This is a genomic window from Actinoplanes subtropicus, assembly GCF_000721705.1.
Lineage (GTDB): Bacteria > Actinomycetota > Actinomycetes > Mycobacteriales > Micromonosporaceae > Actinoplanes > Actinoplanes subtropicus.
This window is the reverse complement of record NZ_JOJL01000002.1, coordinates 42,842-63,646: the sequence shown is the minus strand read 5'-3', so window position 1 is coordinate 63,646 and position 20,805 is coordinate 42,842. Positions and strand designations below refer to the sequence as shown.

At 75.3% G+C, this 20,805-nt stretch carries 11 protein-coding genes and 1 pseudogene; 8 read left to right on the top strand and 4 right to left on the bottom strand.

Annotated elements, in window-relative coordinates:
- Window positions 1-22 precede the first annotated feature (22 nt).
- From IH26_RS63765 to IH26_RS62580, 6 genes are all read left to right on the top strand, one after another.
- Window positions 23-2,152, top strand: a complete 2,130-nt coding sequence (locus IH26_RS63765; protein WP_030434418.1) for a substrate-binding and GGDEF domain-containing protein — start codon at window positions 23-25, stop codon at window positions 2,150-2,152.
- Window positions 2,153-2,411: 259 nt separating this feature from the next.
- Window positions 2,412-4,169: a phosphatidylglycerol lysyltransferase domain-containing protein gene (locus IH26_RS0102345; RefSeq protein WP_084598562.1), complete on the top strand. Its 1,758-nt coding sequence runs from the start codon at window positions 2,412-2,414 to the stop codon at window positions 4,167-4,169.
- Window positions 4,166-4,876: a hypothetical protein gene (locus IH26_RS0102340; RefSeq protein WP_051807297.1), complete on the top strand. Its 711-nt coding sequence runs from the start codon at window positions 4,166-4,168 to the stop codon at window positions 4,874-4,876. The genes IH26_RS0102345 and IH26_RS0102340 overlap by 4 nt, the downstream gene beginning before the upstream one ends.
- Window positions 4,873-5,904, top strand: coding sequence for an alpha/beta hydrolase (locus IH26_RS0102335; RefSeq protein ID WP_030434415.1), 1,032 nt, complete (start codon window positions 4,873-4,875; stop codon window positions 5,902-5,904). The genes IH26_RS0102340 and IH26_RS0102335 overlap by 4 nt, the downstream gene beginning before the upstream one ends.
- 125 nt (window positions 5,905-6,029) lie before the next feature.
- Window positions 6,030-7,259: a lipase family protein gene (locus IH26_RS0102330; protein ID WP_030434414.1), complete on the top strand. Its 1,230-nt coding sequence runs from the start codon at window positions 6,030-6,032 to the stop codon at window positions 7,257-7,259.
- The gene (locus IH26_RS62580) at window positions 7,259-8,218 is read left to right on the top strand and encodes an alpha/beta hydrolase (protein WP_030434413.1); all 960 of its coding nucleotides are present in this window, start codon (window positions 7,259-7,261) and stop codon (window positions 8,216-8,218) included. The genes IH26_RS0102330 and IH26_RS62580 overlap by 1 nt, the downstream gene beginning before the upstream one ends.
- Before the next feature lie 117 nt (window positions 8,219-8,335).
- Here IH26_RS62580 and IH26_RS57475 read toward each other — a convergent pair.
- The 4 genes and pseudogenes from IH26_RS57475 to IH26_RS0102305 form a co-directional block, all read right to left on the bottom strand.
- Window positions 8,336-9,331 (bottom strand): annotated as a pseudogene (locus tag IH26_RS57475) (MFS transporter); the annotation flags it as partial.
- Window positions 9,328-10,629: a crotonyl-CoA carboxylase/reductase gene (ccrA, locus tag IH26_RS0102315; protein ID WP_034213375.1), complete on the bottom strand. Its 1,302-nt coding sequence runs from the start codon at window positions 10,627-10,629 to the stop codon at window positions 9,328-9,330. The pseudogene IH26_RS57475 and the gene ccrA, both read right to left, overlap by 4 nt.
- 12 nt (window positions 10,630-10,641) lie before the next feature.
- Complete coding sequence (locus IH26_RS55355) at window positions 10,642-15,933, bottom strand: type I polyketide synthase (protein ID WP_051807293.1); 5,292 nt, start codon at window positions 15,931-15,933, stop codon at window positions 10,642-10,644.
- Complete coding sequence (locus IH26_RS0102305) at window positions 15,926-17,578, bottom strand: fatty acyl-AMP ligase (protein ID WP_051807291.1); 1,653 nt, start codon at window positions 17,576-17,578, stop codon at window positions 15,926-15,928. The genes IH26_RS55355 and IH26_RS0102305 overlap by 8 nt, the downstream gene beginning before the upstream one ends.
- A gap of 199 nt (window positions 17,579-17,777) precedes the next feature.
- On the opposite strand from IH26_RS0102305, the gene IH26_RS0102300 reads away from it, so the two are divergent.
- Window positions 17,778-18,983 (top strand): PucR-like N-terminal domain-containing protein, encoded by a 1,206-nt coding sequence (locus tag IH26_RS0102300; protein WP_051807289.1) that lies wholly within the window; start codon window positions 17,778-17,780, stop codon window positions 18,981-18,983.
- 340 nt (window positions 18,984-19,323) lie between these two features.
- On the top strand, window positions 19,324-20,805 hold the full coding sequence (locus tag IH26_RS0102295) for a sialidase family protein (RefSeq protein ID WP_030434407.1): 1,482 nt from the start codon (window positions 19,324-19,326) through the stop codon (window positions 20,803-20,805).

Sequence of the window (20,805 nt, the reverse complement as noted above, 5' to 3'; positions counted from 1 at the left end):
CGTGTCGTCCGATAGAGCGGGCATGCGTGATGCCGGGGCGATCGGGGTGCTCTCGCCGTTCGTCGGCGGCACCTATTACGGGAGCCTCGTGGCCGGCGTCGGTGCGGCCGCCCGGTCGCACGGGCGGCGGCTCATCGCGATCCAGACCCTGGACGCCGCGGCCGAGCTGACCGTGCACGGCGGCGACCCGGGCTTCGACGCGGCCGTCTCCTGGGACCACATCGCCGGGTTCGTCGCGCTCGCCGACGCCGTCCGCCCCGAGTACCTGGCCCGGCTGGCCCAGGCCGGCAAGCCGGTGGTCCTGGTCGGCCACACCATCGACCGGCTCGAGCTGCCGGCCGTGCTGCCGGACAACACCGCCGGCATGCGGGCCGTGGTCACCCACCTGATCCGCGATCACGGCTGCCGCCGGATCGCCTTCACCGGACACGTCGCCGCCACCGACATCCGGGAGCGCTACGAGGCGTACGCCGAGGTGCTCCGGGCGCACGGCCTGGAGCCCGGGGTCTTCCTGCCGGCGGTGAACAACGTCGAGAGCGGCGTCACCTGGGACGCCCGGGAGCTGCTGCGCTACGGACGGCCCGACGCGCTCGTGGCGGCGACCGACCGGAACGCGTTCACCGCCCTGCGGGTGCTCGCGGCGGCCGGCCTGCGCTGCCCGGACGACATCCTGGTGACCGGGTTCGACAACATCGACGAGGCCAGCCTGCACCGCCCCGAGCTGGCCACCGTCCGCCAGCCGCTGGAGGCGATGAGCCATCGCGCGGTCGACCTGCTGATCGGCCGGCTCGAGGGTACCGACCGGCCGGGCCGGTACCTGCTGCCCACCCGGTTCGTGCCGCGCAGCTCCTGCGGGTGCACGACGTTCGCGGAGCGGCTGCCGGACCTGGTCGAGCCGGACGGCGTACGGCGCCTCGGCCGGCGCCTGGCCGAGGTGTTGCCGGCCGCCGAGGCCGACGCCGCCGAGCGGGGCGTCCAGGCCGCCGAGCACGCGGCCACGGCCACCGCCGACGCCCTGCTGGCGGCGGCCGCCGGCGACCCCGCCGGCATCGGGGACGCGGCGAACGAGCTGCAGAACCTGCTGGCCGCCAGCCCGACCCTGGAGACGCTCCGGGTGATCTCCCGGGCGGTCCAGGAGTACGCGGACGACCTGCCCGCCGCCGAGGCCCCGGCGATCGCGCGGCTCGGCCACGGCGTCCAGGCGATCATGCTGGCCCTCGGGCGGTCGCACAGCCGCGTCCAGCTCGCCGACCACCTGCACCTGCGGTCGCTGATCAGCATCAACTACACGCTCAGCATGGCCATGCTGCACCGCCGCGACGTCGAGCCCCGGGACCCCTCGTGGCTCGGGCTGACCCCCGCGACGGCCGGCTCGATCGCGCTGCGCGGGCCGGACGGCGAGCTGGTCCGCACGCCCGGGTGGCGCCGGCATCCCGGGCCGCCGATCCCCGCCGGGCCGACCGCGATCGCCTCGTTCCCGCCGGTGGAGCTGCTCGACGCCGCCGCGCCCGGGGAGACCGTCTTCGTCGTACGCGCGAAGGTCGGCGACAGCGACCGCGGCTGGCTCGCCCTGGTCGACGTGGTGGAGAACCGGGTCGACGACGGGCGCGAGCTGGTCAACCAGTGCGCCGCGCTGCTGACCGTCGCCCTCGACCTGCGCGACCAGGAGGAGCGGCTGCGGCGCGAGGCCCGGTCGGACCGGCTCACCGGGCTGCCCAACCGGTCGGCCTTCCTCAGCACGCTGGAGAACCGGCTGGCGTACGACGGTCCGGCGGTCGTGCTCTTCCTCGACCTCGACGGGTTCAAGCACGTCAACGACACGCTCGGCCACCACACCGGCGACCACCTGCTGGTCGGCGTCGCGGACCGGCTGCGCGACTGCCTGCGCGCCGGCGACGTGGCCGCGCGGTACGGCGGCGACGAGTTCCTGGTGCTCCTCGACGACCTCGCGCCCGGCCCGGAGCTGGACGAGGCGGTCAGTCGGATCCACGACGCGATCTGCGCGCCGTACGTCCTCGGCGAGCGGGTGGTCCGGATCGGGGTGAGCATCGGCAGCGCCCCGTGCGTCCCCGGGAGCACCGCCCAGCATCTGCTGCAAGAGGCAGATCTTTCGATGTACGACGTGAAGGCCGCCCGGCGTACCGCGGCCTGAACCAGCTCCTTCATTCGTGCCACTCGCTCGGGACTCCCGGCCGCCGGCACCTCGCTTCGCGCAGAGTGGGCCCCGCCGAACGGCCCCTCCGCGAAGAATCCGACCGATGCGGAACCAGTCGGCTCGGCCCAAAGTCGTAGTGCCCGAAAAAGGTTGCCGACTTCCGGCCGATGCGTGAGCAACGGGCGATCGGGCAGATTGCCCCTTGCACACAGGCGTCATGCTACCGGTGGGTTTCCGGGGGAACGGGGAGAGATCGATGGAGCCGGGTAGGTCAACGGTGTTGGAGCGGACGCCGGGCGGCGCGAAGGACGAGGGTGAGACGGGCGTACGCCGGTGGACGCAGCCGCCGTCGACGCGCCGGGCGGTGGCCCGGCTGGTGCAGTTCGTCGGTCTGGTCGGCACCGTGTTCGCCGTGCTGCCCATGCGGCAACACCGGTTCTCGCTGCTGGCCGACATGGTGCCCACCGCGGGCATGGTCACCGCCCGCGCCGCCACCGCGGTCATCGGGGTCCTGCTGATCTACCTGGGCGCCGGGTTGCGCCGCGGCAAGCGCCGCGCCTGGCAGCTCGCGCTGGTGCTCTCCCTGGTCAGCGTCGGCCTGCACCTGGTCAAGGGCGGCCTGGCACCGTTGGTGTTTGCCGGCGTGCTTATCGCCCTGCTGGTGCTCAAGCGCGATCAGTTCACCGTCGAGACCGACCCGGGCAACCGGTGGCGGGCCGTGCGGGCCTGCGCGCTGTTCCTGGGCGCCGGCTTCGTCCTGGGCTTCGTCGAGATCGCGATCCGGGCCAACCGGCTCGACGGCCGGCCCGGCGTGCTGCGCTGGGCGGAGCATGCCGCCCTCGGCCTGATCGGCGTCACCGGGCCGGTCCAGTTCCAGTACCCGGTGGGCGGCCTGACGGTGACGCTCACGACCGGGGCGTTCGGCATGCTCGCGTTCGCCTCGGCCGGCCTTCTGCTGCTGCGCCCGAGCAGCGGCCTGAGCACGCGGGAGGCCGACGATCGGGAGCGGCTGCGGGCGCTGGTCGACAAGCACGGCGACGGCGACTCGCTCGGCTACTTCGCCCTGCGCGACGACAAGCAGGTGGTCTGGTCGCCGTCCGGCAAGGCCGCCGTGGCGTACAAGATCGTCAATGGGGTCAGCCTGGCCTCGGGCGACCCGCTGGGGCTGCCCTCGGAGTGGCCGCGGGCGATCGGGCAGTGGCTGAGCGACTGCGCCCGGCACGGGTGGACGCCGGCCGTGCTGGCCTGCGGCACCGCGGGCGGGCGCGCGTACCAGAAGGCCGGCCTCGACGTGATCGAGCTGGGCGACGAGGCCATTGTGGAGGTCGGCGGCTTCGCGCTGGAGGGCCGGGCGATGCGCGGGGTGCGCCAGGCGGTCGGGCGGATGCGGCGTTCCGGCTACTCGTGCCAGGTCATCCGGCAGCGCGACCTGCCCGCCGAGCAGTTCGCCGGGACCGTGGCCTGTGCGAACGAGCTGCGCGACGGCAAGGTCGAGCGGGGCTTCTCGATGGCGCTGTCCCGGCTGGGCGACCCGGCCGACGGCGACTGCCTGCTGGTCCTCTGCCACGACGAGGAGGGGAAGCTGCGCGGCCTGCTGCAGTTCGTGCCGTGGGGCCGCCGCGGGTTGTCGCTCGACCTGATGCGCGGCGACCGCACCGCGCCCAACGGGTTGACCGAGCTGATGGTGGTCTCCGCGATCGAGGCGGCGCCGGCCCTCGGCGTCGAGCGGATCTCGCTCAACTTCGCCGTGCTGCGCTCGGTGTTCGCCCGTGCCGAGGAGCTGGGCGCGGGCCCGGTGATCCGGCTCTGGTCGCGCATCCTGAAGGCGGCGTCCCGGCTGTGGCAGATCGAGTCGCTCTACCGGGCGAACGCGAAGTACCTGCCGAACTGGCAGCCGCGGTTCCTCTGCTTCCCCTCGGCCCGCGACCTGCCGCGGATCGCGATCGCCGCGCTCAGCGCCGAGGCCTTCCTGCCGGCCTCGCGGTCCCGCGGAGGCGTGGAGACCGGGGCGTGAGCCTGACCGGCCTGCCGCTGATCCTGCTGACCGGCGGTTTGGCGCTCGTCGCCGCGGCGGCCACCGTACGGGTCTGGCGGTGGGGTGGCCGCAAGCGGATACCGCTGCGCGTCGCCGGGCTGGTCGCGATCGAGCTGCTGCTGGTGGCGGAGATCGGGCTGGTGGTGAACCGGCAGCAGAACTTCTACCCGTCCTGGTCGGCGCTCGGCGGCTCGGAGGACGTCGTCGCCGCCCCGCCGGCGCCGCCCGGCCGGCTCGACGACGAGCTCGACGCCGGCGGCACGATCGCCTGGTCGCCGCCGGGGGCCGCGGCCTGGCGCCTGGCCGCGGCGCCGCTGCTGGTCACCGGCCCGGAGTACGGCAAGCACCGGGACCGTGCCTTCCCGGTCGTCCTGGCGCTGACCACCCCGGCCGGCCTGGCCGAGACCCGCCGGCGGGCCGCGTCGGCCACCGGCCTGCTGACCCTCATCCTCCAGCCGACCCGCGGGACCACCGCGGCGTCGCTGGCGGAGCTGCCCGGCCTGCTCCGCCGGGACGCCCGCACCGGCGACGGGCTGGTGCTGCTCACCGATCCGCAGTGGAGCTCGCTGGCCGCCGGCTGGCCCGGCCGTCCCCCGGTGGTCGCCGGGCACACCGCGACCGCCTTCGACTCGGCCGCCCGGCTGCTCCCGGCTCCTCTCGCCCCGCCGCAACAGCTCCCGACATGAGCATCGACGGGGTCGGCGCCCTGATCGCCGGTGGGTGCCTGGTGCTGGCGGCCACCGCCGCACTGGCGCTGCTCTGGGACCGCCTCCGCCGGCCCGGCCGCGGCGCGCTGATCGTGGCGGTCGTCCTCGGCGTGACGGCCACGGCGGCGCTCGAGGTCAACCGGCTGACCGAGACCTACCCCAGCTGGGCCGCGCTGGCCGGGGAGAAGGCCGCGCCGGACCCCACGCCCCGCCTGGTCGCCGATCATTCGCCGGCCCAGGGACGGCTCGTCACCTACACCGTGCCCGGACCGGCCAGCGGGATGACCATGCCGATGACCGTCTACCTGCCGGCGGCGTACTTCACGCCGGAGGGGCTGCGACTCGACTTCCCGGTGATCGAGGCGTTGCACGGCTACCCCGGCACCCCGGAGTCGTGGGTCCGGCGGCTGGACGTCGCCGGCCATCTCGACCGGGAGATCGCGGCCGGGCGGATGGCGCCCACGGTGGTCCTGCTGCCGTACCAGACACCCCAGCGGCTGCTCGACACCGAGTGCACCAACCTGGTCGGCGGGCCGCAGGCCGAGACGTACCTGACCGTGGACGTGCCCGCCTGGGCCCGCGGCCACCTGAGGGTCCGCACCGACCGCGCGTCCTGGGCGCTGACCGGCTACTCGGCCGGCGCGTTCTGCGCGCTGAACCTCGTCCTCAAGCACCCCGGCCAGTACGCGGCGGCGGCGAGCCTGTCCGGCTTTCCCGGGCCGGGGATCAAGGTGGGCGACCGGAGCGAGCGGACCACCAACAACGTCGCGTGGCGGCTCAGCCACCTGCCGCTGCCGCCGGTGGCACTGTGGATCGGCTGGGCGGACGACGACACCGGCGCCCGCGACGGCTCGCGGGCCATCGTCGCGCTGGCGAAGCCCCCGATCACCGTGGTGACCGCCGCGGTGCCGCGCGGCGGCCACAGCCACACGGTGTGGCGGCAGATGGAGGGCCCGGCGTTCGACTGGCTCTCCGAGCACCTGGCCCGACCGGGCCGGCCCTGGTGAGTAGTCACCGGAGTGCGCGTTCGGCCCGGCCGGGTTGTCAGCCGGGGCGGTAGATCCGGCCGCCGCCGGTGCGCAGTCTTTCGTCACCGCCGTCCGTTCCCGGGCCGCGGAGGACGGAGGACTTGATGAGCCGAATATTCACGGCGGTGGCGCTCGGCGTGCTCGCCACGGCCGGGGCGGTCGTCCCGGCCGCGACCGCGGACGGGGCGGTCACCGGCTGCACGGCAGCACAGAGCGCGATCTACACCCCGCCGGCCACGGTGACCGGGACGCCGGGCACCGTGCTGGCCTGCCGGCCGGTGAGCCTGACGCAGGTGCCGGGCGGCATCGCGATGAGCGCGTGGCAGGTCCAATACGTCTCGACGGATCTGCGCGGCCAGCCGGTCGCCGTGTCCGGGACGGTCGCCGTGCCCACCGCGCCGTGGACCGGCGCCGGCCGCCGGCCGGTGGTCTCGTTCCACTTCGGCACGCTCGGGCTCGGGCCGCAGTGCGCATTCTCGAAGCAGTTGGCCGGCGCGTACCAGGACGAGTACGAGGGCGACCAGGTCGCCGCGATCCTGAAGGCCGGCTGGGCGGTGGTGGCCACCGACGACGTCGGCTACCTGACCGGCCAGACGCACACGTACATGGTCGGCGCGAACGCGGCGCACGCCATGCTGGACGGGGTGCGGGCGGCGTTCCGGCTGCCCGGATCGGGGCTCAGCAGCACCGCGAAGGTGGGGCTCTGGGGCTACTCGCAGGGCGGCGCGGCGACGCTGTGGTCGGCGCAACTGGCCGCCTCGTACGCCCCGGAGCTGTCGATCGCCGGCGCCGCCGCCGGTGGCGTGCCCGGGGACCTGCGCGCGGTGGCCGCCGCCTCGAACGGCGGCGCGTTCGCCGGGTTCACGGTGGACGCCACGATCGGGCTGCACATCGCCTATCCGAGCCTGCCGTTCGACTCGCTGCTGAACGACTCCGGCAAGCAGCTGGTGGCCAACCTGAAGACGCTCTGCCTGACCGGCACGATAGCGGCCGGGGCCGGGGCGAAGACGGAGAACATGACCGTCGGCGGGCTCACCCTCGACCAGCTCATGCAGATCTGGGGCGGCGCCGTGGACGCGCAGAAACTCGGCGTGGGGCTGGGTACCGCGTACCCCATCGGGTTTCCGGTTTTGCAGTATCACGGGCTGCTCGACGAGGTGATCCCGACCTCGGTGGAGGATGCCGTGCACGCCGCCTATTGCCAGGGCGGGGTGACCACCCAGCAGAACCTGTACGCGGCCGACCATCTGCTCGCCGACAACCAGGCGATCGGCGACGTGGTGTCCTGGCTGACCGACCGGTTCGCCGGCAGGTCCACGACGGGCAACTGCTGATGCGGGCCCGGGCCCTCGGCGCGATCCTCGTCGCGGCGATCGCGGTGGTGCTGGGCGGCACTCCCGCGCACGCCGCCGCGCCCGCGGTCGTGGCCGAGCACTGGCTCGACTCGCGCGAGGTGGATCTCACCGTCCACTCCCCCGCCAACGACAAGGACTACCCGGTCCGGCTGCTGGTGCCGGCCGGGTGGTCCCGGACCGCCGCCCGCACCTGGCCGGTCCTCTACCTGCTGCACGGCGGCAACGACAACTACACCTCCTGGACCCGGGAGACCGACATCGAGGCGCTGAGCGCGAACGCCCCGATGCTGATCGTGATGCCGGACGCCGGCCTGGACGCCAACTACGCCGACTGGTACAACACGGGCGGCGGGCCCAACGCGGGGCGGTGGGAGACGTTCCACCTCACCGAGCTGTGGCAGGTGCTGCAGGACGGCTACCGGGCGGGTGCCGACCGGAGCATCGCCGGCATCTCCTCGGGCGGGACCGGGGCGATCACGTACGCGGAACGCCACCCCGGCATGTTCAAGTTCGCGGCGGCGTACAGCGCGCCGCTCAACCTGTTCGACCCGGTGATGCAGCCGGTGCTGATGAACAACACGGCGCAGAACGGGGACGACCCGTTCGCGGTCTGGGGCTCGCCGATCTTCCAGTTCGCCAACTGGGTGCAGCACAACCCGCTCAGCCTCGCCACCAAGCTGCGCGGCACGGGTCTCTACTTCTCCAGCGGCACCACCGGGCTGCCCGGCGACCTCGACCCGAACGGATCGTGGAGCCTGTTGCAGCTCGGCGAGGCCTCGATCGGCGCGACCACTTCCCAGATGTCGTCCCGGCTAGCGCAGGCCGGCATCCCCGCCACCGTCCACCTCTACCTGAACGGCACCCACTCCTGGCCGTACTGGCAGCGCGAGCTGCACGCCTCCTGGCCGGCCCTGGCCGCGTCGCTCGGGGCCGGGTAGCGTCCGCGCGGCGATGGCCGCGCCGGCGAGCACCAAAGCGGCCGCGGCGGCCAGCCCCAGCGGGTAGCCGCCGCCGGCCGTGACCACCGCGCCTATCCCGGCCACGCCGAGCACCCCGGAGCCCTCCCGGGCCACCGCGAAGACGCCGGCCGCGATCCCGGCCCGCTCCGGCGGCGCGGCGGCGACCGCCACCGCGGCGAGCGGCACGGTCAGCGCCGAGCCGAAGCCGATCACGGCGAGCGCGCCCAGCAGCACCGGCGTGCTGGTGCTGAACAGGCCGACCACCCCGATCCCGCCGCCCACCAGCAGCAGGCCCGCGGCGATCGTGCGGGCCGCTCCCCGGCCCCGGACCAGCGGCCCGGCCGCCGGCGCGCCGAGGACCACCGCTACGGCCACCGGCAGGAAGACGAGCCCGGCCGCGACCGGCCGGAACCCTCGGACGTCCTGCAGGAAGACCGCGGTGTGGAAATAGACGCCGGTGACGCCGAGCCCCCAGAGCACCTGCACGGCGACCGCGCCGAGGAAGACCCGGCCGCCGGGCGGCCGGCCGAGGCGGGCCGGCGAGCGCTTGGCCGGATCGAGACAGCGGGCGCCGATCGCGAGCGCGGCCAGGCCGACCGGCACGTTCAGCAGGAAGATCCACGGCCAGCTCAGGTGCTGGCTCACCGCGCCGCCGACCACCGGACCGGCGGCCAGGGCGGCGGCGCCGGCGGCGGTCCACACCGCGGCGAGGCGCATCCGCTCCGCCTCGCCGCGGGTGGCCACCACCGCGAGGGTGGCCGGGACCAGCAGGGCCGCCCCGGCGCCCTGCGCGGCCCGGGCGGCGATCAGCGCGGGCAGGTGCCGGGACAGGCCGGCCGCCAGCGACGCGGCGGTGAACAGGGCCAGCCCGCCGAGCAGCACCCGGCGGTCGCCGAGCCGATCGGCCAGGCGTCCGCCGGGGAGCAGCAGGCCCGCGTACGCGAGCATGTAGCCGTTCGCCACCCACTCCAGCCGCGGGAGGGCCGCGCCGAGATCGCGGGCGATCGACGGCGCCGCCACCGTCACCACGGTGTTGTCCAGCATGGTGAGGAACGCGGTGGCGACGACGACGGCGTACAGGCCGCGCTTCACTCAGCTTTGTGGAACAACGCGAGCCGGTCCTCGTCCCGGCGGGCCGGGTCGTCGATGCCCAGGCCCGGTTTCGGGGCGAGGCACAGCACGCCGACCTTGCCGATGTGCTGGTTGAGCTGCACCGCGCGAGTGGCCTCGCCGACCTCGTCGAGCGGGTAGACGCCGGACAGGGTCGGGGTGATCCGGCCGAGCGCGATCAGCCGGTTGACCTCCCAGGCTTCCTGGTAGTTGGCGCCGTGGCTGCCGACGATCCGCTTGAGCCGCATCCACAGGTAGCGGTTGTCGTAGGTGTGCTCGTACCCGCTGCTGGAACCGCAGGTCACGATCGTGCCGCCGGTGCGGGCGAGGTAGACCGACGCGCCGAAGGTCTCCGCGCCGGTGTACTCGAAGACGATGTGCGGGTCCTCGCCGACCGCCCGCCGGATCTGTTTGCCGATCTCCCGCCAGGTGGCCTGTTCCCGCAGCCCGCCGGAGAGCTGGGCGCGGTTGATCACGTGCCGGCAGCCGAGCCGGCGCAGCAGGCCGGCCTTGGCGTCGGAGCCGACCACGGCCACCGGGATGCCGCCGCCGGCCAGCACCAGCTGCACCGCGAAGCCGCCGAGCCCACCCGCGGCGCCCCAGATCAACACCACGTCGCCCTGCTTCATCACCGCGCCGCGCGGGCTCACCAGCATCCGGTACGCGGTGGACGCGCACAACGTCGTGGAGGCCGCCTCCTCCCAGGTCAGATGCGGCGACTTGGGCAGCAGCTGGGTGGCCTTCACGACCGCGAAGTCGGCCAGTCCGCCGAAGTTGGTCTCGAAGCCCCAGGCCCGCTGGTCGCCGGTCATCGCGTCCTGATGGGTGATCGGGTCCTCGCTGTCCACGTAGGCCGGCGCGACCACCACCCGGTCCCCCACCGACCACCGGCGTACGCCCGAACCGACCCGCACCACCACGCCGGCGGCGTCCGAGCCGATCACGTGGTACGGCTGGTCGTGCCGGGCGCCCCAGGCGTTCTGCCGCCCGAACCGCTCGAGGAAGGCGAAGGTGGGCACCGGCTGGAAGGTGGCCGACCAGACCGTGTTGAAGTTGATGCCGGAGGCCAGCACGGCCACCAGCACCTCGTCCGGCGCCAGCTCGGGCACCGGCACCTCACCCACCCGCAGCGACCGGCGGACGTCCCGGTCCTCCTCGCTGCCGAACAGGTCGACGTCCTCGCGGCGCAGGTGCGCGGCGCGCATCCGGTCCGGCACCGGGCAGGCGAGCAACTCCGCCGCGGGCGCGCCGGCCAGGACAGCTTCGGCGAGATCCGACATGCATGACTCCTTTCACAGCAGCCGACGCAGGTCCGCCGCGATCGCCGCGACCGCGGGCGGGTCCAGCAGGTTGAGGTGGTGTCCGTCGACCGGCACGATCCGCAGGCCGGTGCAGCACCGGTCCCAGCCGCGGGCCAGGTCGTCGTGCTCGTAGCGGGGATCGCGGACGGCCCACGGCGTGGGCCGGGTGCAGCGGTAGAGGGTGACCGGACCGCCGTACGGGCCGGGCCGGTAGTCGTCGAGCGCGCGGGTGTCCCAGTGCGAGTCGATCTGGTGGCGCAGCACGGCCGGTGGCAGCCGGTCGGCCAGTCCCGGCCCGGTCAGCTCGGCGAGCACCAGGCGGGTCTGCTCGTCGGGGTCGTGCTCGCGCAGGCGGGCGGGCTCGATCCCGAGCGGCACGTCGTACGTCTCGCGCAGGTAGGTCAGGAACCCGGCGAACCGCTCGGTGAGCAGTTCCGCCGCGCGCTCGGCCGGCATCGGCACCGGGAGGCCCGCGTCGATCAGCGCCAGGGCCGCGACCTCCTCGCCGGCCGCGGCGAGCTGCCGGGCGACCTCGTAGGCGAGCACGCCGCCGAACGACCAGCCGCCGAGCCGGTAGGGCCCGGCCGGCGCGATCCGCCGGATCAGCGCGGCGTGGCGGCCCGCCCGCTCCTCCACCGGGCCGCCGTCGGCGAGCCGTTCCAGGCCGTACACCGGGAAGCCCTCGTCGAGCAGGTCGACCAGGCCGCGGTAGACGAAGGTGCTGCCGCCCGCCGGGTGCAGCAGGAACAGCGGCGGTCCGGTGCCGGTCGCGCGCAGGGTCAGCGTGGGTCCGGCGGCGTCGACCGCCGCCTGCTCGGCGGCCCGGAGGTGCACCGCGAGCGCGCGCGGCGTCGGATCGTCCCGCAGATCCACGCGTACGCCGAACTCGCGGCGGGCCGCCTCGGCGATGCGCTCGATCTCGCCTTCGGGGGCCGGTTGCTCGATGTCGTCGACGGTTCCGAACAGCCGGATCGCGGCCCGCTCGGCAGCATCCCGGGCGCCCAGGGTCTTCTTGGACACCACCCCGGTGATGTCGTCCAACGTGGCACCGCGGACCAGGACGGAGGCCGGGAGGGCGTGCCCGAGTTCGGCCTCGACCAGGCTCTTGATCCGGATCGCGGCCAGCGAGTCGAGCCCCAGATCGGTGAGCGGCACGTCCCCCGGCACCTCGGCCAGGCCGAGCACGGTGCGGACGTGCCCGGCGAGCCGCTCGGTCAGGGTCCCGGCCACCGTAACCGCTGGCTGCTCCACGCCGGCCACGTCGCCGAAGAACGGCAGGCGACGGGCCTCGGGGAAGGCGGCAAGAGCGGCCGCCCGGTCGAAGTGCAGCACTCCGGCGGTGACCGGCCGCCGGGCGGCGAGGGTGGCCAGGGCCGCGATGCCCTCTTCCGCTCCGATCGGGGTCAAACCCGGCAGCCGTACGCCGGTGGCTCCGCCGACCTCCGCCCAGGTTCCCCAGCCGAGCGCCGAAGCGGGGACGCCGTGCGCCCGCTGCCAGCCGGCGAACGCGTCCAGCCAGGCGTTGGCGGTGGCATAGGCGGCCTGGCCGGGCGAGCCGAGCAGCGCGGCCGCCGAGGAGAAGGTCAGCCACCAGTCCAGCTCCGGGCCCGCGTCGACGACGGCGGTGTGCAGGCGCCAGGTGCCCTCGACCTTCGGCGCCCAGACCCGGGCCAGGTCGGCCGGGCTCACCTGGGCGGCGAGGCCGTCGTGCAGCACACCGGCCGCGTGCACCACGCCGGCCAGGTCGTCGCCGGCCGCCTCGACCAGGCGCGCGGCGGTGTCGCCCCCGGCCAGGTCGCCGAGCACGACGCGGACGTCCACACCGGAGCGGCGCAGCGCGTCGATCTCGGCGGCCGCGCGCGGGGACGGTCCCGACCGGCCGGCCAGCACGAGCCGGCCCGCGCCGGACCCGGCCAGCCAGCGCGCCACCCGCAGCCCGATCCCGCCGTAGCCGCCGGTGATCAGGTAGGCCGCGCCGCGGCGGACGGGCGGCCCGGACCGCCGCTCCGGGGTGGGGCGGGCGGTCAGGCGGGCGACCCAGCGGCGGCCGTCCCGCCAGGCGATCTCGTCGTCCGCAGGGTCGGCGGCGCGTTCGGCCGCGATGCGCCCGGCCTGGATGTCCGGCGGTTCGGCCGGGTCGAGGTCGAGCCAGGTGGCCCGGGTGAGCGGCTGCTCGAAGGCGAGCGTGCGGACGAGGCCACGAACCCAGGCCAGGTCGGGCTGGCCCGGCTCGCCCGGCGTGACCGCCGCCCCGCCGCGCGTGACGATCCACAGCCGACGATCGCCGGCCGCGGCGAAGACCTCGGCCGCGAACCGCCGGGCCGCGGCGGGATCGGGCAGCGCGCCGGCCTCGGGCGCGATCAGGACCAGGTCGGTGGCGTCCGGTTCGACGGCCGACGGCGGGGCGTCCGTCTCCTCCCACGACACGCCGAGCAGAGCGGTCGTCAGCGCCGGGCGGGCCTCGGGCTCGGGAACGGCCGGCGGCTCGATCCAGTGCCGCTCGCCCCGCCACGGGGGCGCGGGCAGGTCGAGAATCCGGGACGGCAGCGTCGGCGGCGGCCGGTGGCCGTGCGCGCAGAGCGTCGCGAGCGCGCGCGGGAAGGCATCCGGGTCGTCGCGGCGCAGGGTGCCGGTCACCAGCGCGTCCGTCACCCCGGCCGCGGCCAGGGTGGCGCGCAGCGGGCGTACCAGCACCGGATGCGGCGAGATCTCGACGAACATCCCGAAGCCGTCGGCGGCGGCCCGGCGTACGGCATCGGCAAAACGCACCGGAGAGCGCAGGTTGGCCGCCCAGTACCCGGCGTCGAGCGTCGCCGGCGCGGCGGCGACGGTCGAGTAGAACGGCACCCGCGGCGCGCGCGGCCGCAGGTCACGCAGCGCGTCCCGGAGGTCCGGCAGCAGCGGGTCGACCGCGGGCGAGTGCCCGGCGCCCTCGGTGGTCACCGTGCGCACGGCCCGGCCGCGCGCGGCCGCCCGGTCGGCGAGCGCCGCCACCGCGGCCGGCCCGCCGGTCACCACGAGCTGCGCGGGCGCGGCCACCACGGCCACCGACAGTTCGGGCAGGTCGGCGGCGAGCTCGCCGAACTCCTCCTCGGCCAGTTCGGCGACGGCCATCGCGCCCGGCCCGACCCGGGACAGCAGGCGGGCCCGCCGGTTGATCAGCCGGATGCCGTCGGCCGGCGACAGCGCCCCGGCCACGACGGCGGCGGCCACCTCGCCCATCGAATGGCCGATCACCGCGGCCGGCCGCACGTCGTGCTCCCGCCAGAGCGCGGCGAGCGCCACCTGCAGGGCGAACGTGACCGGCTGCGCCCGGGCGACCGGCAGCGGGCCGGCGTCGCACAGGCCCGTGCGCAGGTCGAACCCGCACTCGGCGTGGAAGGCGGGCGCCAGGTCGTCGATCGCGGCGGCGAACGCGGGCTCGTGGTCGAGCAGGTGACGGCCCATGGCGGGCCAGTGCGCACCGTAGCCGGCGAAGACCCAGACGCCCGGTTCGGCCGCGCGGTGGCCGGCGCCGGTGGCGAGCAGCGGATGGGACCGGCCGTCGGCCGCGGCGGCCAGGGCCATGGTGAGCGTCTCCGGGTCGCCGCACACCACGGCGGCGCGGGCCGGGCCGCGCTCGCCCCGGCGGTTCAGCGTGTGGCTCAGCGCGGCCGGGTCGAGATCGGCGCCGGTGGCGAGGCGGGCCGCCTGCGCGCGGACCCGTTCCGGGTCGCGGTCGGTGAGCACGCACACCGCCGGACGGACCGAGCCGGCGGTGTGCGTACGGGCGGGTGCCGCCTCCAGGACCAGGTGGGCGTTGGTGCCGCCGAAGCCGAAGGCGGAGACCCCGGCCCGGGCCGGCCGGGTGCGGACCGGCCAGGCCTGGGCCGTGGTGGCCACGCGCAGCCGCCAGTCGTCCAGCGGGATCCGCGGATTGATCCGATCGGCGTGCAGCGTGGCGGGCACGACGCCGTGGTGCAGGGCCAGGACGGCGGTGATGAAGCCGGCCACGCCGGCCGCGGCCTCCAGGTGCCCGAGGCGTGATTTCACCGAGCCGATCAGCAGCGGTTCGGGCCGGTCCTTCCCGTACGCGGCGGCCAGCGCGCCGGCCTCGATCGGGTCGCCGAGCGGGGTGCCGGTGCCGTGCGCCTCCACGTAGTCCACCTCGCGGGGGTCCACCCCGGCGTCCGCGAGCGCCCGCCGCAGCAGCGCCTCCTGCGCGTGCGGGTTGGGCGCGACCAGGCCGTTCGAGCGGCCGTCCGAGTTCACCGCGCCGCCCAGGAGCACGGCCAGGACCCGGTCGTCGTCGCGTACGGCATCGGCCAGGCGCTTGAGCACCACCACGCCGCCGCCCTCACCCCGGACGATGCCGTCGGCCTCGGCCGAGAACGGCCGGCAGCGCCCGCCCGCCGCGAGGCCGCCGGCCCGGCCGAACGCCACCGTGAGCGCCGGGTCCAGCATCAGGTTGACGCCGCCGGCCAGGGCCAGGTCGGTCTCCCCGGCCCGCAGGTCGCGGGCGGCCAGGTGGATGGCGACCAGCGAGGACGAGCAGGCGGTGTCCACCGCGAGGCTCGGGCCGCGCAGGTCGAGCAGGTAGGAGAGCCGGTTCGCGGCGATGCTCAGCGCGGCGCCGGTGGCGGTCCAGCCCTCCACCGCGGCCAGGTCGGCGGTGGTGCGGTGGGCGTACTCGCCGGCCGAGATGCCGACGTAGACGCCAGACCGGGTGCCGCGCAGCGCGGCCGGGTCGAGCGCGGCGTGCGCCAGCGCCTCCCACGCGACCTCGAGCAGGAGCCGCTGCTGCGGGTCCATCAGCCGGGCCTCGCCGGGCGCGATGCCGAAGAACTCGGCGTCGAAGCGGGCCACCTCGTCGAGGAAGCCGCCGTCGGTCGCGGCGTCGCCGGGCGGGGTGCGGTGCCAGCGCCCGGCCGGGACGGTACGCACGGCGTCCCGGCCCTCCCGCAGCAGGCGCCACAGCTCCTCGGGGCCGTCGGCGCCGCCGGGGAAACGGCAGCCGAGCCCGACCACGGCGATCGGGCCGCCGGCCGCCGGCCGCTCCTCGTCGAGGATCTCCTCGTCCGGGTCGGTGAGGGCCTTCTCGATGGCGCTGATCGTCGGGTGCTCCCACAGCAGGGTGGGCGACACCGGCCGGCCGAGCCGGGCCTCGAGGCGGCCGGCGAGCTCGACCGCGTCCACCGAGGACACGCCCAGCTCGACCAGCGGGGTGTTCCGGTCGGGCTCCACCTGGTAGCGGCGGAACACCCAGTCGGCGATCGCGTCGCCGATCGGCAGCTCGTCACGCATCCTGGGCCGCCATGGTCTTTTCCTCGAGGTAGCGGTTCCGGCAGGCGGTCCGGGAGACCTTGCCGCTGGTGGTACGGGGTATCGCGCCCGGCTCCTCGAGGACCAGGTCGTGCAGGGCGAGGTCGTGCCGCCGCCAGACGGCCTGCCGCACCGCGCGGGTGATCTGGTCGGGGTGCCACTCGCCGGCCGAGCGGGACCGCTCCGCCACCACGACCGCCTTCTCCTGGTCGTCGACGGTGATCGTGAACGCCGCCGCCCGGCCGAGTTCCGGGGCGGCCTCGCCGACGGTCTCCTCGACGTCCTGCGGGTAGTGGTTGCGGCCGGCCACGATCAGCAGGTCCTTGAGCCGGCCGGTCACGAACAACTCACCGTCGAGCAGGGTGCCGAGGTCGCCGGTGTGCAGCCAGCCGCCGATCTCCTCGCGCCGCCAGTAGCGGCGGGCCACATTCGCGCCGCGGACCCGGATCTCGCCGACCCGGCCGTCCGGCAGCGGCTCACCCGTCGCCGGGTCCACGATCGCGACCTCCTGGCCGGCCGGCGGGCCGCAGGAGACCAGCACGGACTGCCCGGCCGGGTCGTCGGCGGGCACCGCCTCGCCGGCCGCCAGGCGGTCCCGGTCGACGGCGAGCGCGCGCGGCGGCCGGTCGATGCCGTGGCCGGCCACGTAGACCGTCGCCTCGGCCAGCCCGTACGCCGGGCAGAGCGCCCGCCGGTCGAGGCCGGCGCCGGACAACCGCTCGGCGAACCGGTCCAGGGTGGCGGCCCGGACCGGCTCGGCTCCGTTGAGCCAGAGGAAGACCCCGCTCAGGTCCAGGCCGTCGAGGTCGGCCGGCTCGAGGCGGCGCAGGCAGTAGTCGTACGCGAAGTTCGGCGCCGCGGTGTACGCGTCCGCCCGCCCGGAGAGCAGCCGCAGCCAGCGCGCCGGTTGCATGAGGAAGGCGACGGGGTCGAACAGCACGGCGTCGGTGCCGGCCCGCAGCGGCACGGCGACGCTGGCCAGCAGGCCCATGTCGTGGAAGAGCGGCAGCCAGTTCACCCCGGTGATCCGCGGACGGCCGCCGGTGAGCGTCCCGACGAGCTGGTCCACGTTGGCGGTGAGATTGCGGTGGGTGATCTCGACGCCGGCCGGCAGCCGAGTCGAGCCGGACGAGTACTGCAGGTAGGCGACGTCGTCCGGTTCGGTGGGGCCGGGCCGCCAGCCGGTGTCCGCGTCGGCCGGCCCGGCGGCTGCCTCGTCGGCGATGATGATCTTGGTGGAGCCGCCGACGAAGGCGCGCACCTCGGCGGCGCAGGCCGCCACGGTGACCACGACGGACGGGTCGCAGTCGGCGAAGGAGGCGGCGAGCCGCTCGGCGTGGCCCGGCAGGCCGGGCGCGAACAGCGGCACGGCGATCGCGCCGGCGTACCAGGAGGCGACCAGGGCCAGCACGTACTCGAGGCCGGAGGGCGCGAGGACGGCGACCCGCTCGCCCGGCACGACGAACCGGCGCAGGCGCTGCGCCAGCCGGATTGACCGCTCGTACAGCTCGCCCCAGGTGCACACCCGCGGGTCACCGTCGGCGCCGAGAAAGTCGACGAAGGTGTACGCGGGCGAGCCGGGTCGGAGCCGGGCGTGGTCGGCGATCCGGTCGAGCAGCGGCGTCATGGGTCCCTCCAGGGTGAGCTGAGGGGACCGTAATGACGGGAGCGGGGGTGGTGGATCGCGCGCGGCTGAGCCTGTTCGGCGGCGATGTTGTCAACCGGGTGACAATGTTACCGGCCGGTTTAAATGTGATGACGTTCGTGGATATAATCCGCGACGCGACCGGTCTCCCACCAGCGATCTTCTCCTGCGAAGGAGCGCCATGGGCACGCCTGAGATGATGACGCCGGTGCCGATCGGCCGGATCCTGCGGCTGGCCGCGGCGAACCTTCGTCATGACATCGACGAGTTGGTCGAGGCCACGATGCTCGCCATCGAGCAAACCATTCCCGAGTACGCGAGGCCCGCCGACGAGACGTACCGGCGCACCATCCGGGCGGGCGTCGAGCAGGCCCTGCGCGGCTTCCTCGGCATCCTCGAGAAGCGCGACGACACCCCGTGGCGGGACGTCTACCGGGCGATCGGCGCGGGCGAGATGCGCGAGGGCCGCAGTCTCGACGCGCTGCAGGCGGCCATCCGGGTCGGCGGCCGAATCGGCCTGCGGCACGTCGTGCAGTTCGCCGAGGCCCAGTCGCTGAGCCCCACCGCCACCGGTTCGTTCGCCGACGCGATCTGGGGCCACGTCGACGCCCTCGCCGAGGCCGCCGCCGCGGGGTACGCGGAGGCCGCCGCGGCCGAGGTCGGCGTGCTGGACCGGCGCCGCCGGCGGCTGCTCGACCTGCTGGTGGCCGACCCGCCGGCCGGCGAGGAGGCGGTCACGGCCGCGGCCCTGGCCGCCCGCTGGCCGATGCCCCGGCAGCTGGCCGCGGTGGCGTTCGAGCCGGCCGCCGTGACCGCGACGCCGCCGATGCTCCCGCCCGACGTGCTCTCCGGCCTGGACCGCGCCGAGCCCACGCTGATCGTCCCCGACCCGCAGAGCCCCGCCCAGATCCGCCTGATCGTCAACGGGCTGCGCCGCTACCGCCTCGCCGTCGGCCCGGCCGTGCCCCCGGCCGCGGCGCCCGACTCGCTGCGCTGGGCCCGCCGGGCCCTCGACCTCGCCGCCCGCGGCATCATCGCCGGCAACGGGCTGATCTGGTGCGAGAACCACCTGGCCGAACTCACCATCTTCCAGGACGAGGCGCTGCTCGACTCGGTCGTCGAACGCCGCCTCCGCCCGCTGGCGGCGATCCGGGAGAACCAGCGCGAACCGCTCGCCGACACGCTGCTCGCCTGGCTGCAGCACAACATGAACGCCAACGCGGTGGCGGCCAGCCTCCACCTGCACCCGCAGACCGTCCGCCGCCGCCTGCGCCAGCTGGACCGCCTCTTCGGCGACCAGCTCCGGGACAGCGACGTACGGTTCGAGCTGGAGATCGCGCTACGCGCCGAGCGCGCCCACCGGCCGCCTCGAACCCGCACGCCCTAGGGCGATCGCGCCCGCGGCGGCGAGGACCGCGCCGCAGCACCAGCGGATCACGGCGCGCAGCCCCCCGGATGGGAGCCGGAAAGGGCCCAGCCGGCCGCGGCGGTCGTCCGAGCCGGCGCGAAAATCGCGGCGATGCCCAGCGCCGTGCCGAGCTGCGCGGCGGTGTTGAGGAGACAGGCACAGCAGCAGGACCGCCGCCGTCCGCCACCGGTTTCCGGTACGGGCCTGACCGGTCACCACGAGCTCGCTCGTTCCCCCGGTTCGCGGAGCCGAACCTTGCGACGGCCCGGCGAGTGTGCCAGTGTGACGCTCACGGACGTCGATGTCTGTGGGAGGTCCGATGTATCCGGTCCGGGCGACCATTCTTGGCGGCTTGTCCGCCGCCCTGACGATCTCCGTGACCCTGGCCCTCGCGCCGGCCGCGAGCGCCGCGCCGCCGGGCCCCGCGAGCCCGGACCCCGCGAGCCCAGCCCCCGCGAGCCCAGCCCCCGCGGTGCTGGCCCTGCGCCAGGCCGCGAGCCAGGACATACCGGCCGCACCCGGCTCGGAACCGGACACGCTGGTCGAGCCGGACGTCGCCGCCGACCCCCGGAATCCCGACGTCGCGGTCGTCGTCGGCCACGACGGGCGATACCCCGACGGCGGCGCGGTCGGCATCACCCACGCCTGGACCCGCGACGGCGGCCGCAGCTGGCGGCACGCGCCGGTCCCCTTCATCACCACGGCCGCCGGCGGCGCGTGGGACCGCGCCTCGGACCCGGTGCTCGCCTTCGGACCCGGCGGCGTCCTCTACCTGTCCACGATCGCGCTCAACAGCAGCGCCACCGACTGCCACAGCGTGGTGCTCGTCTCCCGCTCGTTCGACGGCGGCGCCACCTTCGGGCCGCCCTCGACCGCGCAGGCCACCAACGACTGCAACATCTTCAACGACAAGAACTGGCTGACCGTGGACGACAGCCCCCGCTCGCCGTACCGCGGCCGGGTCTACCAGTTCTGGAGCCTCTTCGTCGGCGACACCGCCCAGCAGGTGGTGCGCTGGTCGGACAACCGGGGACGGACCTGGAGCGACATGGCCGTGGTCACCCCCGACGTCACCGACAGCCAGGGGTCACAGGCGCTCGTGCACCCGGACGGCTCGATCACCGACGTCTACCTGGACTTCACCGGCACCGGGCGCAAGCCGGACCGGGAGCGCGAGGGCGCCGAGGCGCGGGCCGCCGCCCCGGCCGCCGAGCCGGGCGTGCCGCTGCGGGCGCAGACCTCGCACGACGGCGGCCGTACCTGGTCGGCCGCGGTCACGCTGACCACCGACGTGGGCGGCGACGTGCCCGGCGTACGCTGCTGCCTCCCCTCCGCCGTGATCGACCCGGTCACCGGCCGGATGCACGCGGTCTGGCAGTCCACCGACCTGTCGCTGCTGCAGGCCTCCTCGTCGGCCGACGGCGTGCACTGGAGCCCGCCGGTCACCGTCAACCGCGAGCGCACCGCCACCACGCAGGTGGTCAACGCGGACGTCGCCGCGTACCTGGGAAAGGTTCTGGTCTCCTACGGCGTCCGCGACAGCGCCGTGGCCGACGGCCGGTACGTGCAGCAGCAGGCGGCCGTCTCCTACGACGCCGGCCGGTCCTTCCGCGGCCAGGTGCGGCTGGGTCCCGTCTCCGACCTGCAGTACGCCGCGCAGGCCGGCGGCGCCTTCCCGGGTGACTACATCGGAACGGCGGCCTCCCGCGGCCGGTTCTACGCCACCTGGGCGGTCTCCTCGGCGCCACCCGGCGGAGGCACCTACCACCAGGTCCTCTACGCCGCCGCGATCCGGCCGTAA